Annotated in this window: 14 protein-coding genes; 8 read left to right on the plus strand and 6 right to left on the minus strand. The window is 71.1% G+C overall.

Features of this window, described 5'->3' with window-relative positions:
• Nucleotides 1-260: 260 nt before the first annotated feature.
• Nucleotides 261-644, minus strand: a complete 384-nt coding sequence (locus MED15_RS23950; RefSeq protein ID WP_091406539.1) for a WhiB family transcriptional regulator — start codon at nt 642-644, stop codon at nt 261-263.
• A 253-nt stretch (nt 645-897) separates the two neighbouring features.
• Here MED15_RS23950 and MED15_RS23955 point away from each other — a divergent pair, with 253 nt between their 5' ends.
• Nucleotides 898-1713, plus strand: coding sequence for a helix-turn-helix transcriptional regulator (locus MED15_RS23955; protein WP_112700173.1), 816 nt, complete (start codon nt 898-900; stop codon nt 1711-1713).
• A 199-nt stretch (nt 1714-1912) separates the two neighbouring features.
• Here MED15_RS23955 and MED15_RS23960 read toward each other — a convergent pair whose 3' ends face one another.
• A complete protein-coding gene (locus MED15_RS23960; protein ID WP_030337860.1) occupies nt 1913-2332 on the minus strand; it encodes a DUF5319 domain-containing protein in 420 nt (139 codons plus the stop codon).
• Nucleotides 2333-2518: 186 nt separating this feature from the next.
• Here MED15_RS23960 and guaB point away from each other — a divergent pair, with 186 nt between their 5' ends.
• Both guaB and MED15_RS23970 read left to right on the plus strand, forming a co-directional pair.
• Nucleotides 2519-4081 (plus strand): IMP dehydrogenase, encoded by a 1563-nt coding sequence (guaB, locus tag MED15_RS23965; protein WP_091406429.1) that lies wholly within the window; start codon nt 2519-2521, stop codon nt 4079-4081.
• Nucleotides 4082-4111: 30 nt separating this feature from the next.
• Nucleotides 4112-5230, plus strand: a complete 1119-nt coding sequence (locus tag MED15_RS23970) for a GuaB3 family IMP dehydrogenase-related protein (protein ID WP_112589254.1) — start codon at nt 4112-4114, stop codon at nt 5228-5230.
• Nucleotides 5231-5298: 68 nt separating this feature from the next.
• On the opposite strand, the gene MED15_RS23975 is transcribed toward MED15_RS23970, so the two are convergent.
• A complete protein-coding gene (locus tag MED15_RS23975; protein ID WP_167457716.1) occupies nt 5299-8616 on the minus strand; it encodes a ThuA domain-containing protein in 3318 nt (1105 codons plus the stop codon).
• A 215-nt stretch (nt 8617-8831) separates the two neighbouring features.
• Complete coding sequence (locus MED15_RS23980) at nt 8832-9947, minus strand: sugar phosphate isomerase/epimerase family protein (RefSeq protein ID WP_112589258.1); 1116 nt, start codon at nt 9945-9947, stop codon at nt 8832-8834.
• Between the two features lie 323 nt (nt 9948-10270).
• On the opposite strand from MED15_RS23980, the gene MED15_RS23985 reads away from it, so the two are divergent.
• Nucleotides 10271-11692, plus strand: a complete 1422-nt coding sequence (locus tag MED15_RS23985) for a M1 family metallopeptidase (protein WP_112725901.1) — start codon at nt 10271-10273, stop codon at nt 11690-11692.
• 109 nt (nt 11693-11801) lie between these two features.
• Entirely contained in the window at nt 11802-13259 is a 1458-nt protein-coding gene (locus tag MED15_RS23990) for a M1 family metallopeptidase (protein ID WP_112725900.1), read from the plus strand.
• Between the two features lie 7 nt (nt 13260-13266).
• Here MED15_RS23990 and MED15_RS23995 read toward each other — a convergent pair whose 3' ends face one another.
• Nucleotides 13267-14385 (minus strand): LCP family protein, encoded by a 1119-nt coding sequence (locus MED15_RS23995; RefSeq protein WP_112605392.1) that lies wholly within the window; start codon nt 14383-14385, stop codon nt 13267-13269.
• 145 nt (nt 14386-14530) lie between these two features.
• Here MED15_RS23995 and MED15_RS24000 point away from each other — a divergent pair, with 145 nt between their 5' ends.
• Both MED15_RS24000 and guaA read left to right on the plus strand, forming a co-directional pair.
• Nucleotides 14531-16228 (plus strand): FAD-dependent oxidoreductase, encoded by a 1698-nt coding sequence (locus tag MED15_RS24000; protein ID WP_112737042.1) that lies wholly within the window; start codon nt 14531-14533, stop codon nt 16226-16228.
• A 66-nt stretch (nt 16229-16294) separates the two neighbouring features.
• On the plus strand, nt 16295-17851 hold the full coding sequence (gene guaA / locus MED15_RS24005) for a glutamine-hydrolyzing GMP synthase (RefSeq protein WP_112700177.1): 1557 nt from the start codon (nt 16295-16297) through the stop codon (nt 17849-17851).
• A 7-nt stretch (nt 17852-17858) separates the two neighbouring features.
• Here the strand turns inward: guaA and MED15_RS24010 are convergent, their stop codons facing one another.
• Entirely contained in the window at nt 17859-18248 is a 390-nt protein-coding gene (locus tag MED15_RS24010; RefSeq protein ID WP_112737044.1) for a PspC domain-containing protein, read from the minus strand.
• A gap of 143 nt (nt 18249-18391) precedes the next feature.
• Between MED15_RS24010 and MED15_RS24015 the strand changes: the two genes are divergently transcribed.
• A complete protein-coding gene (locus tag MED15_RS24015) occupies nt 18392-19342 on the plus strand; it encodes an NUDIX hydrolase (RefSeq protein ID WP_112589272.1) in 951 nt (316 codons plus the stop codon).
• Nucleotides 19343-19496: the final 154 nt, after the last annotated feature.

Raw genomic sequence — 19496 nt, forward strand, 5'->3', positions numbered from 1 at the left:
CCCCGACATCAAGGAACTCGTGTTGATCATGGCCGCCTAGGCGTAGGCGTAGGCGTAGGCGGTGGCCGCGGTGGCGGTGGCCGGTGGCGGCCGTTTGGCGGCGGTGGCGGCCGGTGGCCGCATGGCGGCGACCGCGGCCGCGGCGGCCGCAGGTGGCAGGTGGAGTCAGGTCACGCGAAGCCACGCAACCGTACGAAACGCGCGAAACCGCACCCCCAGGGGCGGGGACACGGTTTCGCGGATGTTGGGGACGCGTCGGGTCAGGCGACGTTGCGTTGGGCCGGAACTGTCGACTTGTGCGGGCGGCCCAGGCGGGCTTCCAGCCGTGCGACGTCGACCCGGGCGTGCCGGCGGTCGGCCAGGTCCTCCCAGCCGACGGCGAGCAGTCGCAGGCGCTCCGACTCGCTGAAACCACCCCAGACGCCATAGGGCTCCCGTACCGACAGGGCGTGCGCGGCGCACTCGGCGCGAACCGGGCAGGCGCGGCAGACCGACTTGGCGGCGGACTCGCGACGCAACCGGGAAGAACCACGCTCACCGTCGGGGTGGAAGAACTGGGCGCTGTCGCGCCCTCGGCAGGCACCGAGTCGCTGCCAGTCCCAGAGATCGACGATGGGTCCGGGCAGTCTACGTACGTTCGACATCAGCACCCCTCCTCCCGCGCGGCTCCGCGAGAATCCTTATGGCCGGCGTCCGGGCGGCGGGCCGCGCAGGCGCACCGTTCCCGGCCTGGATCTCCCGGTACCCGGGCTGTCGCCAACTCACACGTGTGTGATCGAAAACGTCCGGGAAATTGCGGCTTTTGCCCCATCTGTCGGAAAAGTTCGAAGGATTGCCGGGAACCCCCTCCCCAGCCGACCGCGTCATGGTCTGCTCGTTGGCGGAGAGGAGACCACAGTGCGTACCGTTCTTGTGTGCGTTCGGACACCACTCGCGGCCCAGCACCTTACTTCTGCTGCCGCGCGGCTGGGGTTGTCCGCGATCGTTCGTACCGCCGTCTCTGATCCCGAGGTGATGCTGCGGCTGGCCGAGCGACCGGCCGACGTGGTCCTGGCCGACACGGCCCTCACCCGGCCGGACAGCGCCGGCTTCGTCCGCCGGGTGTTGGCGCGTGCGCCGCAGGCGGCGGTGCTGCTGCTCGGCACTGAGGAGTCCGAGGCGGCGGCGGCCACCATCAGCGCCGGCGCCCGGGGGCTGATCCAGAATGTCGACCATGACCTGACCAGCGCGGTGGCGAAGGCGCTACTGCTGCTCACCGCGCCTGGCCGGGCCTCCCGCCAGCGGATCACCGATCCGGCCCGCGATGCGGCGGCGGTGGTTGGTTCCGGCCGCTCCGGGCCGTCGCCGCGCGGTTCCGGTGAGCCCGGTTGGGCGGCCGCAGCCGCCGACGGGCCGGCCGGGGTGGCGTCGGTGCCGGTGCAGCGGGGCGATGACGAGGCGGAGGCGGGGACCGGCGAGTCGCCGGCGCAGACCGACCCGGGCCGTCCCGCCCCGAACGCCCGACCCAGTCGGGCGTCGATCGGCCTCACCGAGCGTGAGCTTCAGGTGCTGCTCGGCATGGCCGAGGGCAAGAGCAACGCGGAGATCGGCCGGGAGTTGTTCGTCTCGGAGGACACCGTCAAGACGCACGCCCGCCGGTTGTTCCGCAAGCTTGGTGCCCGGGACCGGGCGCACGCGGTGGCGGCGGGCTTCCGCGCCGGTCTGGTGGCCTGACAAACGCGCCGCGCCGCCGCAGGGCACGCCGCGGGAAGCGGGGTACGCCGCACGCCACGCAGCCGGGCAACGCTGCGCGGAAGCGCGCCGTACGCCGCAGGGCACGCCCGCGCAGCCGGGGTACGCCGCGCGGCAGCGGGGGGTCAGCGGGGGCAGGCCACGCGAGAGCAGGGGTACGCCGCGCAGCTGCGCGGCGGTGTCACTTGGTGGCGGTCGGGGCGCCCGGCTCGTCCTCGGTGCCCTCGGACAGGGTGTCGTGCACCCCGTCCGCGTACCCCCGGGCGTAGTCCCAGGTCACGTAGTGATCCGGGTCGGGGTCGTACGCGGGCTCGTGCACCCGGGGGCGGCCCGAGTTGAGCAGGTGCCGCAGGTTGCCGCGGAGCAGGTCCCAGTCGAAGTAGTGCGGCTCGCGACAGTCCTCGCATTCGATCACCAGCCCGCGAACCCCGATCGGGGCCAGCAGAGCCTGGTAGATCTCCAGGTCAGCGAGGTCTTCCAGCACGTCCTGCCGCTCGACGTCGGTCAGCGGATCCGGCGTCGCGTCATCGCCCGGGTCATCCAGACCCGCGGTCGGATCGGCCGGGTCGCCATTGAACGGGTCGATGGGCTCGTCGTGCACCCCCTCACCGTAGACCCAACGCGGTGCGAACGTCCGCCCCCCGGCCTCCGCGCCGGCCCGGCCTGCCACGGACGGGTCGCCCAGCTCACTGGGTACGATGAGGCGACGTGCCGGCATCGTGGCGCGCTCCGGTGCCCGCCCGCGCCACCTCGCTGAAGCCCATCCGAGCAGCTCAGGGGAGCAATCGTGGAAAATTCGCCCAGCACCGATCTTCCGGCCGGCGTCGAGCACGCCGACCTGGGCGGCCACCTGCCCGAGCTGCCGGCCGGCTCCGCCCGGGTGGTTCCGCTCGGCCTCACCTTCGACGACGTGCTGCTCCAGCCGGGCGAGTCGGACGTGGTGCCCAGCCGGGTCAACACCCGGACGAAGCTCACCCGCAACATTGAGTTGTCCATTCCGCTGCTGTCCAGCGCGATGGACACGGTGACCGAGGCCCGGATGGCGATCGCCATGGCCCGCCAGGGCGGCATCGGCGTGTTGCACCGCAACCTCTCCCTGGAGGACCAGGCCCTCCAGGTCGACCTGGTGAAGCGCTCCGAGTCCGGCATGATCACCAACCCGGTGACCGCCAGCCCGGACGACACGCTGCGCGAGGTCGACGAGCTGTGTGGGCGTTACCGCATCTCCGGCGTTCCGGTGGTGGACGGCGACGGCCAGCTGGTCGGCATCGTCACCAACCGGGACATGCGTTTCGTCTCCGAGCCGAACACCCCGGTTCGCGAGATCATGACCCACACCCCGCTGGTCACCGCGCGGGTCGGGGTGAGCAAGGACGACGCCCTGGCGCTGCTGCGTCAGCACAAGGTCGAGAAGCTGCCGATCGTCGACGACTCGGGCCGGCTGCGTGGCCTGATCACCGTCAAGGACTTCACCAAGAGCGAGCAGTATCCGGACGCCAGCAAGGACGACGCCGGCCGGCTGCGGGTCGCCGCCGCCATCGGTGTGGGCGAGGACGCGTACAAGCGGGCCCGTGCCCTGGTCGACGCGGGCGTCGACGTGCTGATCGTGGACACCGCGCACGGTCACCAGCGGGCCGTGCTGGACATGGTCCGCCGGCTCAAGGCCGACGTGACGGTCGACATCATGGGCGGCAACGTGGCCACGTACGCCGGCGCGAAGGCGCTTGTCGACGCCGGCGCCGACGGCGTCAAGGTGGGCGTGGGGCCGGGCGCGATCTGCACCACCCGAATTGTCGCCGGCGTCGGCGTGCCGCAGGTGACCGCGATCATGGAAGCTGCCCGGGCCGCCCGTCCGGCCGGCGTGCCGGTGATCGGCGACGGCGGCATCCAGTACTCCGGCGACATCGCCAAGGCCCTGGTGGCCGGCGCCGACACGGTGATGCTCGGTAGCCTGCTGGCCGGCTGCGAGGAGAGCCCCGGCGAGTTGATCTTCGTCAACGGCAAGCAGTTCAAGACGTACCGCGGGATGGGGTCGCTCGGCGCGATGCAGTCCCGGGGTCAGGCCAAGTCGTACAGCAAGGACCGTTACTTCCAGCAGGACGTGCTCAGCGACGACAAGCTGGTCCCCGAGGGCGTGGAGGGTCAGGTGCCCTACCGGGGGCCGCTGTCCCGGGTCGCCCACCAGCTGGTCGGCGGGCTGCGGCTGGCCATGGGGTACGCCGGTGCGGAGAACATCCCCGATCTGCACCGCCGGGGCCAGCTCATCCGGATCACCGCGGCTGGTCTGAAGGAGAGCCACCCGCACGACATCCAGATGACCGTCGAGGCGCCCAACTACCACACCCGCTGATCCAACACCCCCAACCACCTGGAGTCCCCCATGCGTGACGTGGTCGAGATCGGGCTGGGCAAGACCGCGCAGCGCGGCTACCACCTGGACGACATCGCCATCGTGCCGAGCCGCCGTACCCGGGACGTCGACGACGTCTCGACGTCCTGGCAGCTCGACGCGTACCCGTTCGGCATTCCGTGCGTCGGCCACCCCTCCGACGCCACCATGAGCCCGGCCTCGGCGGTGCGGCTCGGTCAGCTCGGCGGCCTCGGCGTGCTCAACGTCGAGGGGCTCTGGACCCGCTACGAGAACCCGACCAAGGTGCTGGACGAGCTGGCCGGCCTCGACGAGGAGGCCCGCGCCACCAAGCGGCTCCAGGAGGTGTACGCCGAGCCGATCCGCCCGGACCTGATCGCGGAGCGGGTCCGCGAGCTGCGCGCCGGTGGCAGCACGGTGGCGGTGCGGGTCTCCCCGCAGCACACCCTCGCGCTGGCGCCGGTGATCCTGGACGCCGGAGTGGACATCCTGGTCATCCAGGGCACCATCGTCTCGGCCGAGCACGTGTCGACCACCGATGAGCCGCTGAACCTCAAGGAGTTCATCGCCGACCTCGACCTGCCGGTGATCGTCGGTGGCTGCACCGACTACAAGACGGCGCTGCACCTGATGCGTACCGGCGCGGCCGGCGTGATCGTGGGCATCGGTGGCGACGAGTGGTCGACCACCGAGTCGGTGCTGGGCATCCGGGTGCCGATGGCCACCGCGATCGCCGACGCCGCGGCGGCCCGCCGTGACTACCTGGACGAGACCGGCGGCCGGTACGTGCACCTGATCGCCGACGGTGACATCCAGACCTCGGGCGACATCGCCAAGGCGCTCGGCTGCGGCGCGGACGCGGTGATGCTCGGTGAGCCGCTGTCGCTCTGCGACGAGGCCCCCGCCGGTGGTGCCTGGTGGCACTCGGCGGCGAGCCACCCGTCGCTGCCCCGGGGTGCCTTCGAGGTCTCCGGTGAGCCGCTCGGGTCGATGGAGCAGCTGCTCTTCGGGCCGGCCGACGAGGCCGACGGCCAGCTCAACCTGTTCGGTGGGCTGCGTCGGGCGATGGCCAAGTGTGGCTACCGTGACCTGAAGGAGTTCCAGAAGGTCGGTCTGGTCCTCGACCGCTGACCGATCCGTCAGACGCCGGAAGGCCGGCCCCGCACACTGCGGGGCCGGCCTTCGTCGTACCGGGAGTGTCAGCCCTCGGTGAACTCGACCCAGTTCAGGTTGGCGAGGCCGCTGGTCGGGCCGCCGGGTACGGCGGTGAAGACCAGGTAGAGCCGGTGCGCTCCGGCGGGCTGGTCCACCGGCACGGTGGTGCTGGTGAAGGCGGAGTTGCCCGTGGTTGCGTTCAGCGCCGCCGTGGCGACGACCGGACCGGTCGGCGAGTCAAGTCTTAGCTCCACCCCGGCTCGGGGGGTGCCGGCGGTGGCCGCCGAGCCTCCCGAGTGCCGCAGTGTCACGGTGGACACCCCGCCCAGGTTGATCGGGTCGAAGGCGACGTGGTCGCCCGGGTCGATGCCGCTGACATGCTGGCCGCCGCCGGTGTCGCCGGTGGTCGCCACCTCCACACCCTGCCTCACCTGGGCGTTTTCGGCCTGCTGACGAGGGGTCTGGATGATCGCCTGGCCGACCGTGGTGAGTGCGGCCTGGCCGCCACCGCCGAGGTCGGTGTAGGAGGCGCTTATCCCGCCGTACAGGTAGCCACCGGCGTGGTCGCCGCCGTCGGCAGGGGTGGCGAGGGTGCCGGTGCAGCCGGTCGTGGAGCTGTCCGGGTGGCCGTGGCTGTCGTGGCCGAGGACGAAGGTGACTGTCACCCGTGCGCAGTCCACCGGCCCGTCCTCCGGGTCGGTCACCGTGACGGTGAACGGCACGGTCTCGCCCCAGGTGAAGAAGCTGCCGGACACCGGGGAGGTGACGGTCACCGTGGGCGCGGTGTTGCCGACCACGATCTCCTTGGTGAGGACCGCCGTCTTCCCGCTGGAGTCGGTCACCGTCAGCTTCGCGGTGTACGTCCCGTTGGCGGTGTAGGTGAACGACGGGTTGGGGTCGGCCGAGTCGACGGTGCCGTCGCTGGTGAAGTCCCAGGCGTACGAGATGGACTCGCCCGGGTCGGGGTCGTAGCTGCCCGCTGAGGAGAACCGCACGGTCAGCGGCGCGGTTCCCGACGTCGGGGTGGCGTCGAGTTTCGCCACCGGAGACCGCTTGCCCTTGACGTACCGGATCACGGACAGCTGTGCGTCCGGGTTGGCGCGGAAGAAGCCGTCGCCGTACTCCAGCAGGTAGAGAGAGCCGTCGGGGCCGAACTCCATGTCCATCGGGTTGTCGAAGACGACGCCCGGCAGGAACTGCTCGACGCCGGTCAGGGTGCCCCGGCCGTCGGTGCGCATCATGAACATCTTGTCTCGGGTGAACTCACCGAACACCACCGCGTTCTGGTAGTACTCGGGGAACTTCACCTCTGACGTCGACGCCGGATCGTACGAGTAGATCGGACCGCCCATCGGGCCGACGCCGCCGGTGCCGATCACCGGCCACTTGAAGTCGCAGCCGGCCGCCGGGGTCTCCAGGTACGACCCGGCACACGGGGTACGCGCGTCGAACGTGTACCAGAACTGCGGCTGCTCAACCTTCGGCAGGACCCGCAGGCCGGTGTTACGCGGTGAGTCGTTGACCGGGGCGCCGCAGTTGAACGGGGCTCCCGAGGTGCGGGTCACGAAGTCGAAGTCGATGTACGGCAGGCTCGGTGAGTAGCAGTAGGGCCAGCCGTAGTTGCCGGCCTTGTTGGTGGCGAACCAACGGCCGGTGCCGTCGGGTCCCCGGGCGGCGTTGGGGACGCGGGAGTCCGGCGAGTAGTCGCCGACGTAGACCATGCCCTTGGCGTCCACGTCGTACCGGAAGGGGTTGCGCAGCCCCATCAGGAAGATCTCCGGCCGGGTCTTCCCGGCGGTGTCGTTCTCCTCGGGGAAGAGGTTGCCGTTGGGGACGGTGTACGTGCCGTTGGCCCGCACCTTGATTCGCAGCAGCTTCCCGCGCAGGTCGTTGGTGTTCGCAGCGGAGCGCTGCGCGTCGTAGCCGGGGCCCTGGGTGGGTGACTCGTTGATCGGGGTGTAGCCGTCGGAGCCACCGGCGTTGGTGTCGTCCCCGGTGATCAGGTAAAGCAGACCTCTGCCGTCGAACTTGATCTCGCCGGCGACGTGGCAGCAGATGCCGCGGTCCACGTCCACCCGGAGGATCTGCTGCTCGGTGCTCATGTCCAGGTGTGGGGTGGGCGAGTCCACCAACTTCACCCGGGAGAGCTGGTTGTAGCCCTTGAACTTGTTCCACACCGTGGGGTCGGTGGAGGTGGCGGGAGCGTCGCCCTCGTTGACTCCGGGAGTGGCCGGGTCGTCGACCGGGGTGTTCAGCCTCGGCGCGTAGTAGATGTAGACCCACTTGTTGGTCGCAAAATCCGGATCGATGGCAACCGATTGGAGGCCGTCCTCGTCGTGCTGGTACACGTCCACCGTGGTGATCACCGGGCTGGCGCCGGTGGCCGGGTCGTAGAGCCGCACCTCACCGCCCCGGGTGTTGTGCAGCACCCGGCCGTCGGGGAGCACGGCCAGCGACATGGGCTCGCCCGGGTCGTCGTTGAGGGTGACCTTTTCGTAGTTGCCGAGCACCGTGGCGCCGCAGTCGCCCTCGACCACGCCGGCGGACCACTGGATACCACCGAGCAGGTGCTCGCGGAACCTCGCCGAGCGGTACGTCTCGATGCTGTGCCCGAGCCCGGTGTAGAAGGAGCGGCCACCCTGGTGGTCCTTGCACCAGGTGACCGGGTGGTCGTATCCCATCGCGCCACCGGCGTAGGTCTTCTCGTCGACAGTGGCCAGCACGTGCGCGGTGCCCCGGACGTTGCGGCTGAAGTTGTACCACTCCTCGGTGAGGGTGAGCGTGCGCGGCATCGTCTCGGTGGCCGGGTGGGCCCGGTCGGCCACGTCCACCACGCCACGGACGGCCGGTGAGGCGCTGGCGACCTTCGCGCCGACCAGGTCCTGGTAGAAGGCCCAGTCCGGCTCGGTCTCGGCCGCCGCGTGCACGCCCACGTAACCGCCACCAGCCTTGACGTACGCCTCGAAGGCCGCTTCCTGGCTGGCGTTGAGCACGTCGCCGGTGGTGTTGAGGAAGACGACAGCACGGTACTTCGCCAGCTCGGCGGCGGTGAAGACGGCGGCGTCCCGGCTCACCGTGACGGTGAAGTCGTTCGCCTGGGCCAGTTGCCGGATGGTCTCGACGCCGTCGGGAATGGACGCGCGACGCTCACCGGCGGTCTTGGTGAAGACCAGCACCCGGTAGGTCTGCGGGGCACGTGCGGTCGAGCGCAGCGCGGCTGGTCCGTTCTCCGCCACGGTCGGCGTGGTCGGGGCCACGTCGTCTGTCGGTGCGGCGGTCGCGGGGACGGCGGAGGTGAGGGGGATGGTGAGGATCAGTCCAGCGGCGACGGCGAACCATCGTCGTCCGGTCGGTCGGGGCATCGGTTCCTCCGGTGGTCGGCAGACGCGCGGCATCCCCAGCCCGTGGAGGGCCGGCAGCACGTCTGCGTGGGGGATGGACCGGGCGCGTCCCGTCGCCGTACGGGAGGCGCGGGGTGAAGGGGCCGGTGTCGATCGGCCCCGTCACCGAGAGCCGGCGCGGTGGCCGGCGGAGGGGGGCGCGACCGGTGTCCGCTGGACACCGGTCGCGCCGGGGATCACTTGTCGACGTAGATGGTCAGGTCGGACATGTTGCGGTAGCTGGTCGCCGCGAAGTCCAGCGACTGGCCCCTGTTCTCGGCGCCGCCGGGGGCGGTGTCCATCTCCCAGTTGGCGTGGTGGAAGTTGCGCTCGCCGATGGTCTGGAAGAACTGCTGGAAGTTGAGGTCGCCCTCGCCCAGCGGGGTCATCTGGTAACCGTTGGGGACGCTGGTGTCCCGGTCGCCATCCTTGGCGTGGAAGAGCGGGAACCGGGTGGTCCGGTCGGCCACGGTGAGGATCGGGTCGAACAGGTCGGTCACCTCCTGGCCGGCCGGGTTTACGTACTTCTGGTGCTTGTAGCGGGCCACGTAGGCCCAGTAGATGTCCAGCTCGAAGAAGACGTACCGCGGGTCGGTGATCTCGAAGAAGTACTCCAGTCGGCGGATGCCGGAGGACCGGGTCTGCCGGCCCTGGGCGTCGCGCGGGCCCCGGTCGATCAGGAAGTTGTACGCGGCGTCGTGGTTGTGCGTGTAGAGCCGCATCCCCCGGGCTCGGGCCTGCCGGCCCAGCTCGTTCCAGATGTCCGCGGCGGCGTCCCACTCGGCCTTGTACGCGCTGCTGGTCGGGTCGCTGCCGGTGCCGATGTTCTTCATGCCGAGTTCCTCGGCGATGTCCAACTGCTGCTGGAAGGTGGCCGGCTGGATCGAGGCGTGGGTGCCGTTGGCCACCAGACCGTTGTCGTCGAGGATCTTGCGGATCTCGGCGGGGGTGATCTGCCGACCGAGGATCTCGGTGCTCTGGGTGTAGCCGGCGAACTCGATCTCCTTGTAGCCGATTTCGGCGAGTCGAGCGAGGACGCGCTCGAAGCCGTACGGCACTCCGCTGTCGTCGGGCGCGGCGGTGATCCGGTCGCGGACGCTGTAGAGGATGATGCCGCGGTTCTTGGCCGGGATCAGCGGCTCGACCCGCAGCTTGCTCGCGTTGCCGGGGTTGGCGAGCGCCGGGGTGCCGGTGGCGAGGACGGGTAGGCCGGCCGCGCCGATCGCGGCGGCGGCCCCGGCGGAGGCGGCGAGCAGGGACCGGCGGCTGAGCCGGCCGGTGGGGGTGGCGTCGGGGGCGGTGTGGTCTGGCATGGTTCCACCTTTCGCGACGGCGGTTGCCGTCGATGACGATCAGCAGAGGGCGACGAGATCCGGTCGCGGGGCGCCGCCGAGCGCCCGTTGCGTGTGTTGGGCCAGGACGGAGGGGTGTCGTCCCGGCCGTGATCGGTTTGAATGTGCCGAGCACGTTACATCTTGGAGACAGACACTAACGTCGGTCGAAGTCGAAAGAAAGTATCGATCGACGGTAACTTTTGCTTGATTCAACGAAAGTCACTGATGATCGTCGATACGGGCTGCGTGGCCGGTGGCGCTGACTACGCTCTTCCTGACCGGAGGTACCGCAGGGGGTGTGCATGGTCCGGACCGGACGGAGATCGGCCGGCAGTCGGTTGGCCGCCGTCGTCGCCGTGCTGGCCTGCGCGATCGGGCTGGCCGCCACCGGTTGTACCGGCGACCGCGACGGCTTCCGGCCCGGCACCGCCGACATCGGCGACCCGTACGTGCCGGGGCATGGCAACGGCGGTTACGACGTCGGGCACTACGGCCTCGACGTCCGCTACGACCCGTCGACCGACCGGCTGACCGGACGAGCCGTCATCACGGCCACCGCCACCCAGGACCTGTCCCGGTTCAACCTGGACCTGGTCGGCCTGGAGGTCCGCGCGGTCAGCGTGGGTGACGCGCCGGCCGAGCACCGGCGCGGCGACGGCGAGCTGGTGGTGACCCCCCGCGACGGACTGCCGCGCGGTCGGCAGTTCACAGTGACGGTCGAGTACGCGGGAGTCCCCACGGCCGTCGACGACGGGGCGTTGGGCAGCGGCGGTTTCCTGCACACCGCCGACGGCGCGGTGGCGCTCGGCCAACCCGACTCGGCCGCCACCTGGTTCCCGGTCAACGACCACCCGTCGGACAAGGCCACCTACGACCTGGCGGTGACCGTCCCGGACGGACTGGCCGCGCTGAGCAACGGCGTACCCGGGCCGAAGAGCAGCGCCGACGGCTGGACCACCTGGCGCTGGTCGGAGCGCGCCCCGATGGCCAGCTACCTGAGCACACTCGTGATCGGTGACTACCGGGTGGTGACCGGCACACACGCCGGCCGGCCGATGGTCACGGCGGTGGCCGCGAGCCTGCCGGCGACCGGCGGCGCGGCCACCTCGCTGGCCCGCACCGGCGCGATCGTCGACTTCCTGGCCAGCCGCTTCGGCCCGTACCCGTTCGACTCGTACGGGGGGATCGTGATCGCCGACGACCGGATCGGGTACGCGCTGGAGACCCAGTCCCGACCGGTCTACGGGCCCGGCTTCTTCGCCGACGACCGGCCGAACCCGAGCGTCGTCGCGCACGAGCTGGCGCACCAGTGGTTCGGTGACAGCGTGTCGCTGACCAGGTGGAGCGACATCTGGCTCAACGAGGGCTTCGCCAGCTACGCCGAGTGGCTGTGGGAGGAGCACGACGGCGGCCGGACCGCCCAGCGCAACTTCGAGATCCAGTACGCGGCGACCGACTGGACGCAGCCGTCGGTCGAGCCGGGCCGGGAACAGATGTTCGGCTCCGCCGTCTACAAGCGCGGGGCGCTCGCCGTGCACGCGTTGCGCCGGACCGTCGGTGACGACCTCTTCTTCCGCATCCTGCGTACCTGGACCACCGAGCGGGCGGCGGGTAACGCGACCACCGCGGACCTCGTCGCGCTGGCCGAGCGGGTCGCCGAGCGGCAACTGCGTCCCCTCTTCGACGCCTGGTTGGTGGGTGGGTCGGCCCCCACACTGCCGTGACCCGGCCCCGCGCCCGGTCGATATGCTGCCGCCTGCGAACGGCGGGTAGGCGCCCGTTCGTGCGGGACGGCGGAGGCCGTGACCGGCCACCGTGCGGAAAGGGTGTGGGATGCGGGGGACGCGGCGCAGACTGCGAGTGGCTGCCGGCCTGCTGGTGACCGGTGCGCTCGCACTGTCCGGATGCGACTCGGCGGGCCCGGAGACGGCCCTACCACCGAGCGCGTCCCCCACGCCGGGGCGGACGTTCACAGCGGGCGCCGACGGGGTCGGCGACGCCTACTTCCCGACCTACGGCAACGGCGGCTACGACGTCGCGCGGTACACGGTGAAGGTGCGCTACGACCCGGCCAAGGACCAGTTGACGGGTACGACCACAGTGCGGGCCACCGCGACGGCCGACCTGTCGACGTTCAACCTCGACCTGGCCGGTCTGACCGTCAGCGCCGTCACAGTGGACGGCGTTCCGGCGACCCACAGCCGCAAGCGGAACGAGTTGGTGATCAAGCCGGCTTCCGGACTCATCAACGGCAATGGGTTCGTTGCCGAGATCACCTACGCGGGCAAGCCGAAGCCGCTGAAGAACGAGGCGCTCGGTGACGGTGGCTTCCTGCACACCGCCGATGGTGCCATCGCGCTCGGTCAGCCCGAGTCGGCCAGCACCTGGTTCCCGGTCAACGACCACCCGTCGGACAAGGCGGCCTACGACTTCGAGGTCACCGTCCCGGACGGCCTGACCGCGATCAGCAACGGCGTTCCCGGCGGGAAGACCAGCACGGGCGGTTGGACCACCTGGAAGTGGTCGGAGAAGTCGCCGATGGCCAGCTATCTGAGCACGCTGGTGATCGGCAAGTTCCGGATCACCACCGGTGAGCACAAGGGCCGCCCGGTCTACAACGCGGTCACCACCACCGAGGCCAAGGGCAACGCGGACGCGTCCGTCGCACAGACAGTCGCGGTGGCCGACTACCTGGAGAGTGTGTTCGGGCCGTACCCGTTCGACGCGTACGGCGGGGTGGTGATCTCCGACAGCCGGATCTCCTACGCCCTGGAGACGCAGAGTCGACCGGTCTACGCGGCGAGCTTCTTCCGGCAGGGCGAGAACACCGAGGTCGTCGCCCACGAGCTGGCGCACCAGTGGTTCGGCGACAGCGTCGCGTTGGCCAAGTGGGAGGACATCTGGCTCAACGAGGGCTTCGCGACGTACGCGGAGTGGCTCTGGGCCGAGCACACCAAGGCGTACACCGCCAAGGAGGCGTTCGACAGGCGTTACGCCGAGATGTCCGCGCAGGTGTGGAGGACACCGCCGGGCAAGCCGGGCGTGGAGAAGCTGTTCAGCGAGTCGGTCTACCAGCGCGGTGGGATGACCCTGCACGCCCTGCGGGTGACCGTCGGCGACAAGGCGTTCTTCGAGATCCTCAAGACCTGGGCGGCGGAGAAGCGCGACGGCATCGCCACCACGCCCGAGTTCGTGGCCCTGGCCGAGCGGATCTCCGGCAAGCAGCTCGACGCGATCTTCGACGCCTGGCTCTACGGCACCAAGAAGCCGGCCCTGCCCAAGCGGCTCTGAGCGGCGGTCAGTTCTTGACGACCAGGGCGGGGTGGGCGGCCAGGTAGGCGTCGGCACGGCCGGCGCGGAGTTCGGTGAGGAATTTCCGGCCCTCGCTGGTCAGCTGTTCGCCCCGGTAGGCGCTGCCCTTGCCGACACCGGAGCCGGGCAGCCCGACCAGCGTGAAACGGTTCTCCGGCAGGCCACTGAGGGCGTACGCGATGTCCACGATCCGGCGCCCGCCCACGTAGACCAGCGTGTCGCCCAGCGCGGAGACCACCTGGTCGACGCGCTCGGGTTGCCGGGCCAGGCCCTCGTCCAGAATCTTGCGGGTCATCGCCCGGATCAGCTGCTGCTGGTGCCGCTGCCGCGCGTAGTCACCGCCGGTGATGTAGCGCTGCCGTGAGTAGTCCAGCGCCTGCCAGCCGTTGAGGTGCTGCTCGCCCTTCTCGTACACCTGCTGCGGCCCCTTGTAGCCGCCGGGCGCGCTCTCCCGGTACTTGCCGTCCGGTCGGCGGTGCAGCGACTCGACCCGCTGGTCGACGTAGATGTCCACCCCACCCAGGGCGTTCACCAGCCGGTCGAACCCGTTGAAGGTGAGCACCGCGCCGGCGTCGATGCGCAGCCCGGTGTAGCCGCTGACCGTGCTGCGCAGCAGCTCGTACCCCTGGGGGGTGCTGGGTTGTTTGGGTTTGCCCGGCACCCGGCTGCCGAAGCTCATCGCGTGCGTGAGTTTGGTCTTGCCGCCCTTGTAGCCGGCCTTCGGGAACGCCGGGATGTCCACCACCAGGTCGCGGGGGAGTGAGAAGAGGTACGCCCGATCCAACCCCTTGGGTACGTGCAGCACCAGCACGGCGTCCGAGTGCGGCTCCCAGCCGGGCACGCTGACCCGGGTGTCCACACCGACCAGTAGCAGGTTGAGCGGGCCGGTGATGTCCGCGCCCGGCGGTGGACCGCTGGGGCTGGGGGTCGGCGTGCCGACCGGTGACGGAGTCGGTGAGCCGGCCACCGGAGGGCCGCCCGGCTTGTCGTTCCCGGTCAGCCGGGTGATCACCACAGTGCCGGCCGCGATCAGCGCGACGACGGCGAGGGCCGCCAACCCCAGCAGCAGCCACCGTCGGCGCGGAGCCATCGACCCGAGAACCATCCTGGATTCCTTCCACCCGTCTGGTGAACAACGCTCCGACGGGTGCTCCGGGTTGCGGCCGGGAGACGCCGGGTCGGTCGGCCGGAGCATGATCGCGCGAAAAGTGCCGCTGGCGCGAGCGCTACTCGCGAGTAATGATGCGTCCATGCGGTACGACGTGGTCGTCATCGGGTCCGGCTTCGGCGGCAGCGTCACCGCGCTCCGACTGGCCGAGAAGGGCTACTCGGTCGCGGTGCTGGAAGCCGGCCGCCGCTTCGCTGACGACGAGTTGCCGCGGACGTCCTGGCGGGTCCGCCGGTTCCTCTGGGCACCGAAGCTGGGCTGCTACGGCATCCAACGGCTCACCCTGCTCCGCCCGGCCGACAGACGATCCGGCGGCGGAGTGCTGGTGCTCTCCGGCGCCGGGGTGGGCGGCGGTTCGCTGGTCTACGCGAACACCCTCTACGAACCGCTGCCGGCCTTCTACAGCGACCCGCAGTGGCGGGACATCACCGACTGGCGCGACGAGTTGGCCCACCACTACGACCAGGCGAAACGGATGCTCGGCGTCACCACGTACCCGATGCACACCGGCGCGGACCGCGCCATGCGCGCGGTGGCCGAGCGGATGGGGGTGGGGCACACCTTCCACGCCACCCCGGTGGGCGTGCACATCGGCCGTCCCGGCCAGCGGGTCGACGACCCGTACTTCGGCGGCGCCGGCCCGGAACGCACCGGCTGCCTGCACTGCGGATCGTGCATGACCGGCTGCCGGCACGGGGCGAAGAACACGCTGGTCAAGAACTACCTCTGGCTCGCCGAACGGCTCGGGGTCACGGTCCGCCAGTTGACCACCGTGACCGCCGTCCGGCCCGCCGACGGCGGCGGGTACGAGGTGCACACCGAACGCACCGGCGCCTGGCTGCGCAAGGGTCGGCAGGTCATCCACGCCGACCAGGTGGTCTTCGCCGCCGGGGCGCTCGGCACCCAGCGGCTGCTGCACGGGATGCGGGCCGACGGTGCGCTACCCGGGCTCTCGCCCCGCCTCGGCGAGCTGACCCGCACCAACTCGGAGGCGATCCTCGGTGCCTCGGTGCCCCGCCAACGGGCCCGGTCCGAGCGGTTGGACTACACCGAGGGGGTGGCCATCACCAGCTCGTTCCACCCCGACCCGCAGACCCACATCGAGCCGGTCCGCTACGGGCGGGGCTCCAACGCGATGGGGCTGCTCCAGTCGCTGCTGGTCGACGGCGGCCCGCACCGGGTACGCCGCTGGCTGGGCAGCATCGTGCGGCAGCCCCGGTTGGCGGCGCGGATGCTGTCGGTACGCGGCTGGTCGGAACGGACGGTGATCGCCCTGGTCATGCAGTCATTGGACAACTCGCTGACCACCCGGTGGCGGCGTGGCCCGCTCGGCCGCAGGTTGGTCACCGGCCCGGGCCACGGCACGCCCAGCCCCACCTGGATCCCCGCCGGCAACACCGCCGCCCGGATGCTCGCCGACGAGATCGGCGGCACCCCCGGCGGCTCACTCACCGAACCCTTCGACATCCCGATGACCGCGCACATCCTGGGCGGGGCGGTCATCGGGGCCACCCCGGCCGACGGGGTGATCGACCCCTGGCACCGGGTGTACGGGCACGTCGGGCTGCACGTGGTCGACGGCGCGGCCGTCTCGGCCAACCTGGGCGTGAACCCCTCCCTGACGATCACCGCACAGGCGGAACGGGCGATGTCCTTCTGGCCCAACAAGGGCGACAAGGACCCCCGCCCGGCGCTCGGCTCCCCGTACCGCCGGCTGTCGCCCGTACCCCCGCGCAAGCCGGCGGTCCCGGCGGACGCCCCGGGTGCGCTGCGTTCCTGAACCCGCCGGCCGCCAGCGGCGAGCCGGTGCCGGCAGCGGCCGTGACTGTCGGTAGGCTTCGTGCACATGAGCCTGCCTCGCCCCGTCCTCGTGGTGGACTTCGGAGCCCAGTACGCCCAGCTCATCGCCCGTCGGGTCCGTGAGGCGAAGGTCTACTCCGAGATCGTGCCGCACTCGATGCCGATCGCCGAGATGCTGGCGAAGAACCCCGCCGCGATCATCCTCTCCGGTGGTCCGGCCAGCGTCTACGCCCCTGACGCGCCGCAGATCGACGCGGGCGTCTTCAGCGCCGACGTGCCGGTCTTCGGCATCTGCTACGGCTTCCAGGCGATGGCCCAGGCGCTCGGCGGCACGGTCACCAGGACCGGCAACCGTGAGTACGGCGGCACCCCGCTACGCCCCCGCCTCCTCGACCCCGGTGTGCTGCTGCGTGACCTGCCCGCGGACCTGCCGGTCTGGATGAGCCACGGCGACTGCGTCACCGAGGCGCCAGAGGGCTTCACGGTGACCGCCGAGTCGGCGGGCGCGCCGGTCGCCGCATTCGAGGACCTGGCCGGCCGCCGGGCCGGCGTGCAGTTCCACCCGGAGGTCGGGCACACCGCGCACGGCCAGGAGATGCTGACCCGCTTCCTCTACGACATCGCCGGCATCGAGCCGACCTGGACTCCCGAGAACATCATCGACGAGCAGGTCGCCCGGATCCGCGCCCAGATCGGCGACAAGGAGGTCATCTGCGGCCTCTCCGGCGGGGTGGACTCGGCGGTCGCCGCGGCGCTCGTGCACAAGGCCGTCGGTGACCAGCTCACCTGCGTCTTCGTCGATCACGGTCTGCTGCGCGCAGGCGAGGCCGAGCAGGTGGAGAAGGACTACGTCAGCGCCACCGGCATCAAGCTGAAGGTGGTCGACGCCACCGACCGGTTCCTCGGAGCGCTCGCCGGGGTGACCGACCCGGAGCAGAAGCGCAAGATCATTGGTCGGGAGTTCATCCGGGTCTTCGAGGCCGCGGCCCGCGAGATCGCCGCACACGGCGACGTCGAGTTCCTCGTCCAGGGCACCCTCTACCCCGACGTGGTGGAGTCCGGCGGCGGCACCGGCACCGCCAACATCAAGAGTCACCACAACGTCGGCGGCCTCCCGGAGGACCTGAAGTTCGCGCTGGTCGAGCCGCTGCGCACCCTGTTCAAGGACGAGGTCCGGACGCTCGGCCTCCAACTGGGCCTGCCCGAGGCGATGGTCTGGCGGCACCCGTTCCCCGGCCCCGGCCTCGCCATCCGCATCATCGGCGCGGTCGACCAGCAGCGCCTCGACCTGCTCCGCCAGGCCGACCTGATCGCCCGCGAGGAGCTGACCGCCGCCGGCCTCGACCGGGGCGTCTGGCAGTTCCCGGTGGTGCTCCTCGCCGACGTGCGCAGCGTCGGCGTGCAGGGAGACGGGCGCAGCTACGGGCACCCCGTGGTGCTGCGCCCGGTCTCCAGCGAGGACGCGATGACCGCCGACTGGTCCCGGCTGCCCTACGAGGTGGTGGCCCGGATCTCCACCCGGATCACCAACGAGGTCGCCGAGGTCAACCGGGTCGTCCTGGACGTCACCAGCAAGCCGCCGGGCACCATCGAGTGGGAGTGAGCGCCACTCAGGCCGCCGGCGGTGGGCTGAACGGGGTCGTCGGCGTGCTGGACGGGGTCGTCGGCGGGTAGGGCGGCGTCGAGGCGTACCCCTGCGGTGGCCCGCCGGGCGCGGGCCCGGCGGTGGGCGGCGGGCCGTTCTGCGGCGAGACGCCCGCGGCGTGCGGCCAGGCCGGCGCACCGCTGGGCTCCTCCGGCATCAGGAACCACATGATCGGGTACGCGAACAGCGCGAGCCCACCGGTGAGCAGGCCGGTGACCGCGAAGATCACGCGGACCAGTGTGGGATCGACGGCGAAGTAGCGGCCGACGCCGCTGGCGACCCCGGCGACCATGCGGTCGGTGGTGGGTCGCCGAAGCTGCTTGTACGGGGCACGGGGAGCGGTGGTCGATGTCATACCCCCACGGTCCGCGCTGGCGCCCGGCCCGCCCTCGGTGACCGCCCGGATCCTTACCCTGACCAATCCCTGACCGGGGCCAGATAGTCAGGAATCCGACTCTTTTCCGTTCCGGTAACCCGGCCCGGGGAGAATTTGCTTCCGTGACCACCTTGCTCAAGCCGCTCCGCAGGATCGCGGCATACGCAGTTTGTGCTGATACAAGCGGCCGAGTCTTGCTGGTCCGCGCATCGGAGCGCTCCGGCACCCCCGGCGCGTGGTCGCTGCCCGGCGGGGCTGTCGACCACGGCGAGGACCCGAACCACACAGTCGTTCGCGAGACCGCCGCCGAAACCGGCCTCTCCGTCGCCGTCTCCGGCCTGGCCGACGTGCTCGCCGACATGCGCGCCCTACCGGACCGCGGCATCACCATCCACACCGACCGGCTGATCTACCGGGTGGCCGTGCGTGGCGGCACCCTCGCCGACCGGGTCGGCGAGCGCCCCACCGACCTGGCCCGGTGGTACACCCTCGACGAGGCCCGCGAGCTGCCGCTGCGCTCATTCACCGCACGCGCCCTCGGACTGCCCGCCTCCTCGGCCGACGTGGTGCCCGACGAGGCACCCGAGTTCCCCTCTTTCTACGCCGTGCCCGGCCCCGACGGGCTGCACCGGGCCCAGCGCTTCGCCGCGTACGCGGTCTGCACCGACCCCGCTGGCCGAGTGCTGCTCACCCGCATCTCCGACGGCTACCCCGGCGCCGGTTGCTGGCACCTACCCGGCGGCGGCACCGACTACGGCGAACAGCCCGGCGCGGCACTCATCCGAGAGCTGATCGAGGAAACCGGCCAGGCCGGCCGCCTCGTCGAGCTGCTCGGCGTCGCCAGCCACCGCGACGCCGCCTCACTCGGCCCCGAGGGCTACCCGATCGACTGGCACGGCGTACGCGCCTTCTACCGGGTCGTCGTCGACCAGCCCAACCCACTGACCGTGGCTGACGTGGGCGGCTCCACCTGCGAGGCCCGCTGGTTCGGCCGCGAGGAGTTGGGCGCCCTCCCCACCGACCGCCTCACCGAGGTGACCGCCGAAGCAGTCCAAGCCGCCCAACTCACCTGACCCCCGCCCAGTCCGCACGGCCCAGCAGCGCACCGCGCCGTCGCGCGCCGGGAATCGCGCCGTCGGCGGGCGTCGGGCCTCGCGCACCGCGCCTCGCGCCGCAGGCAGGGCCTCGGGCCTCGCGCCGCCGCCGGGCCTCGGCCTCGGCCTCGGC

Source organism: Micromonospora noduli, from assembly GCF_003264475.1.
GTDB classification, from domain to species: Bacteria; Actinomycetota; Actinomycetes; order Mycobacteriales; family Micromonosporaceae; genus Micromonospora; species Micromonospora noduli.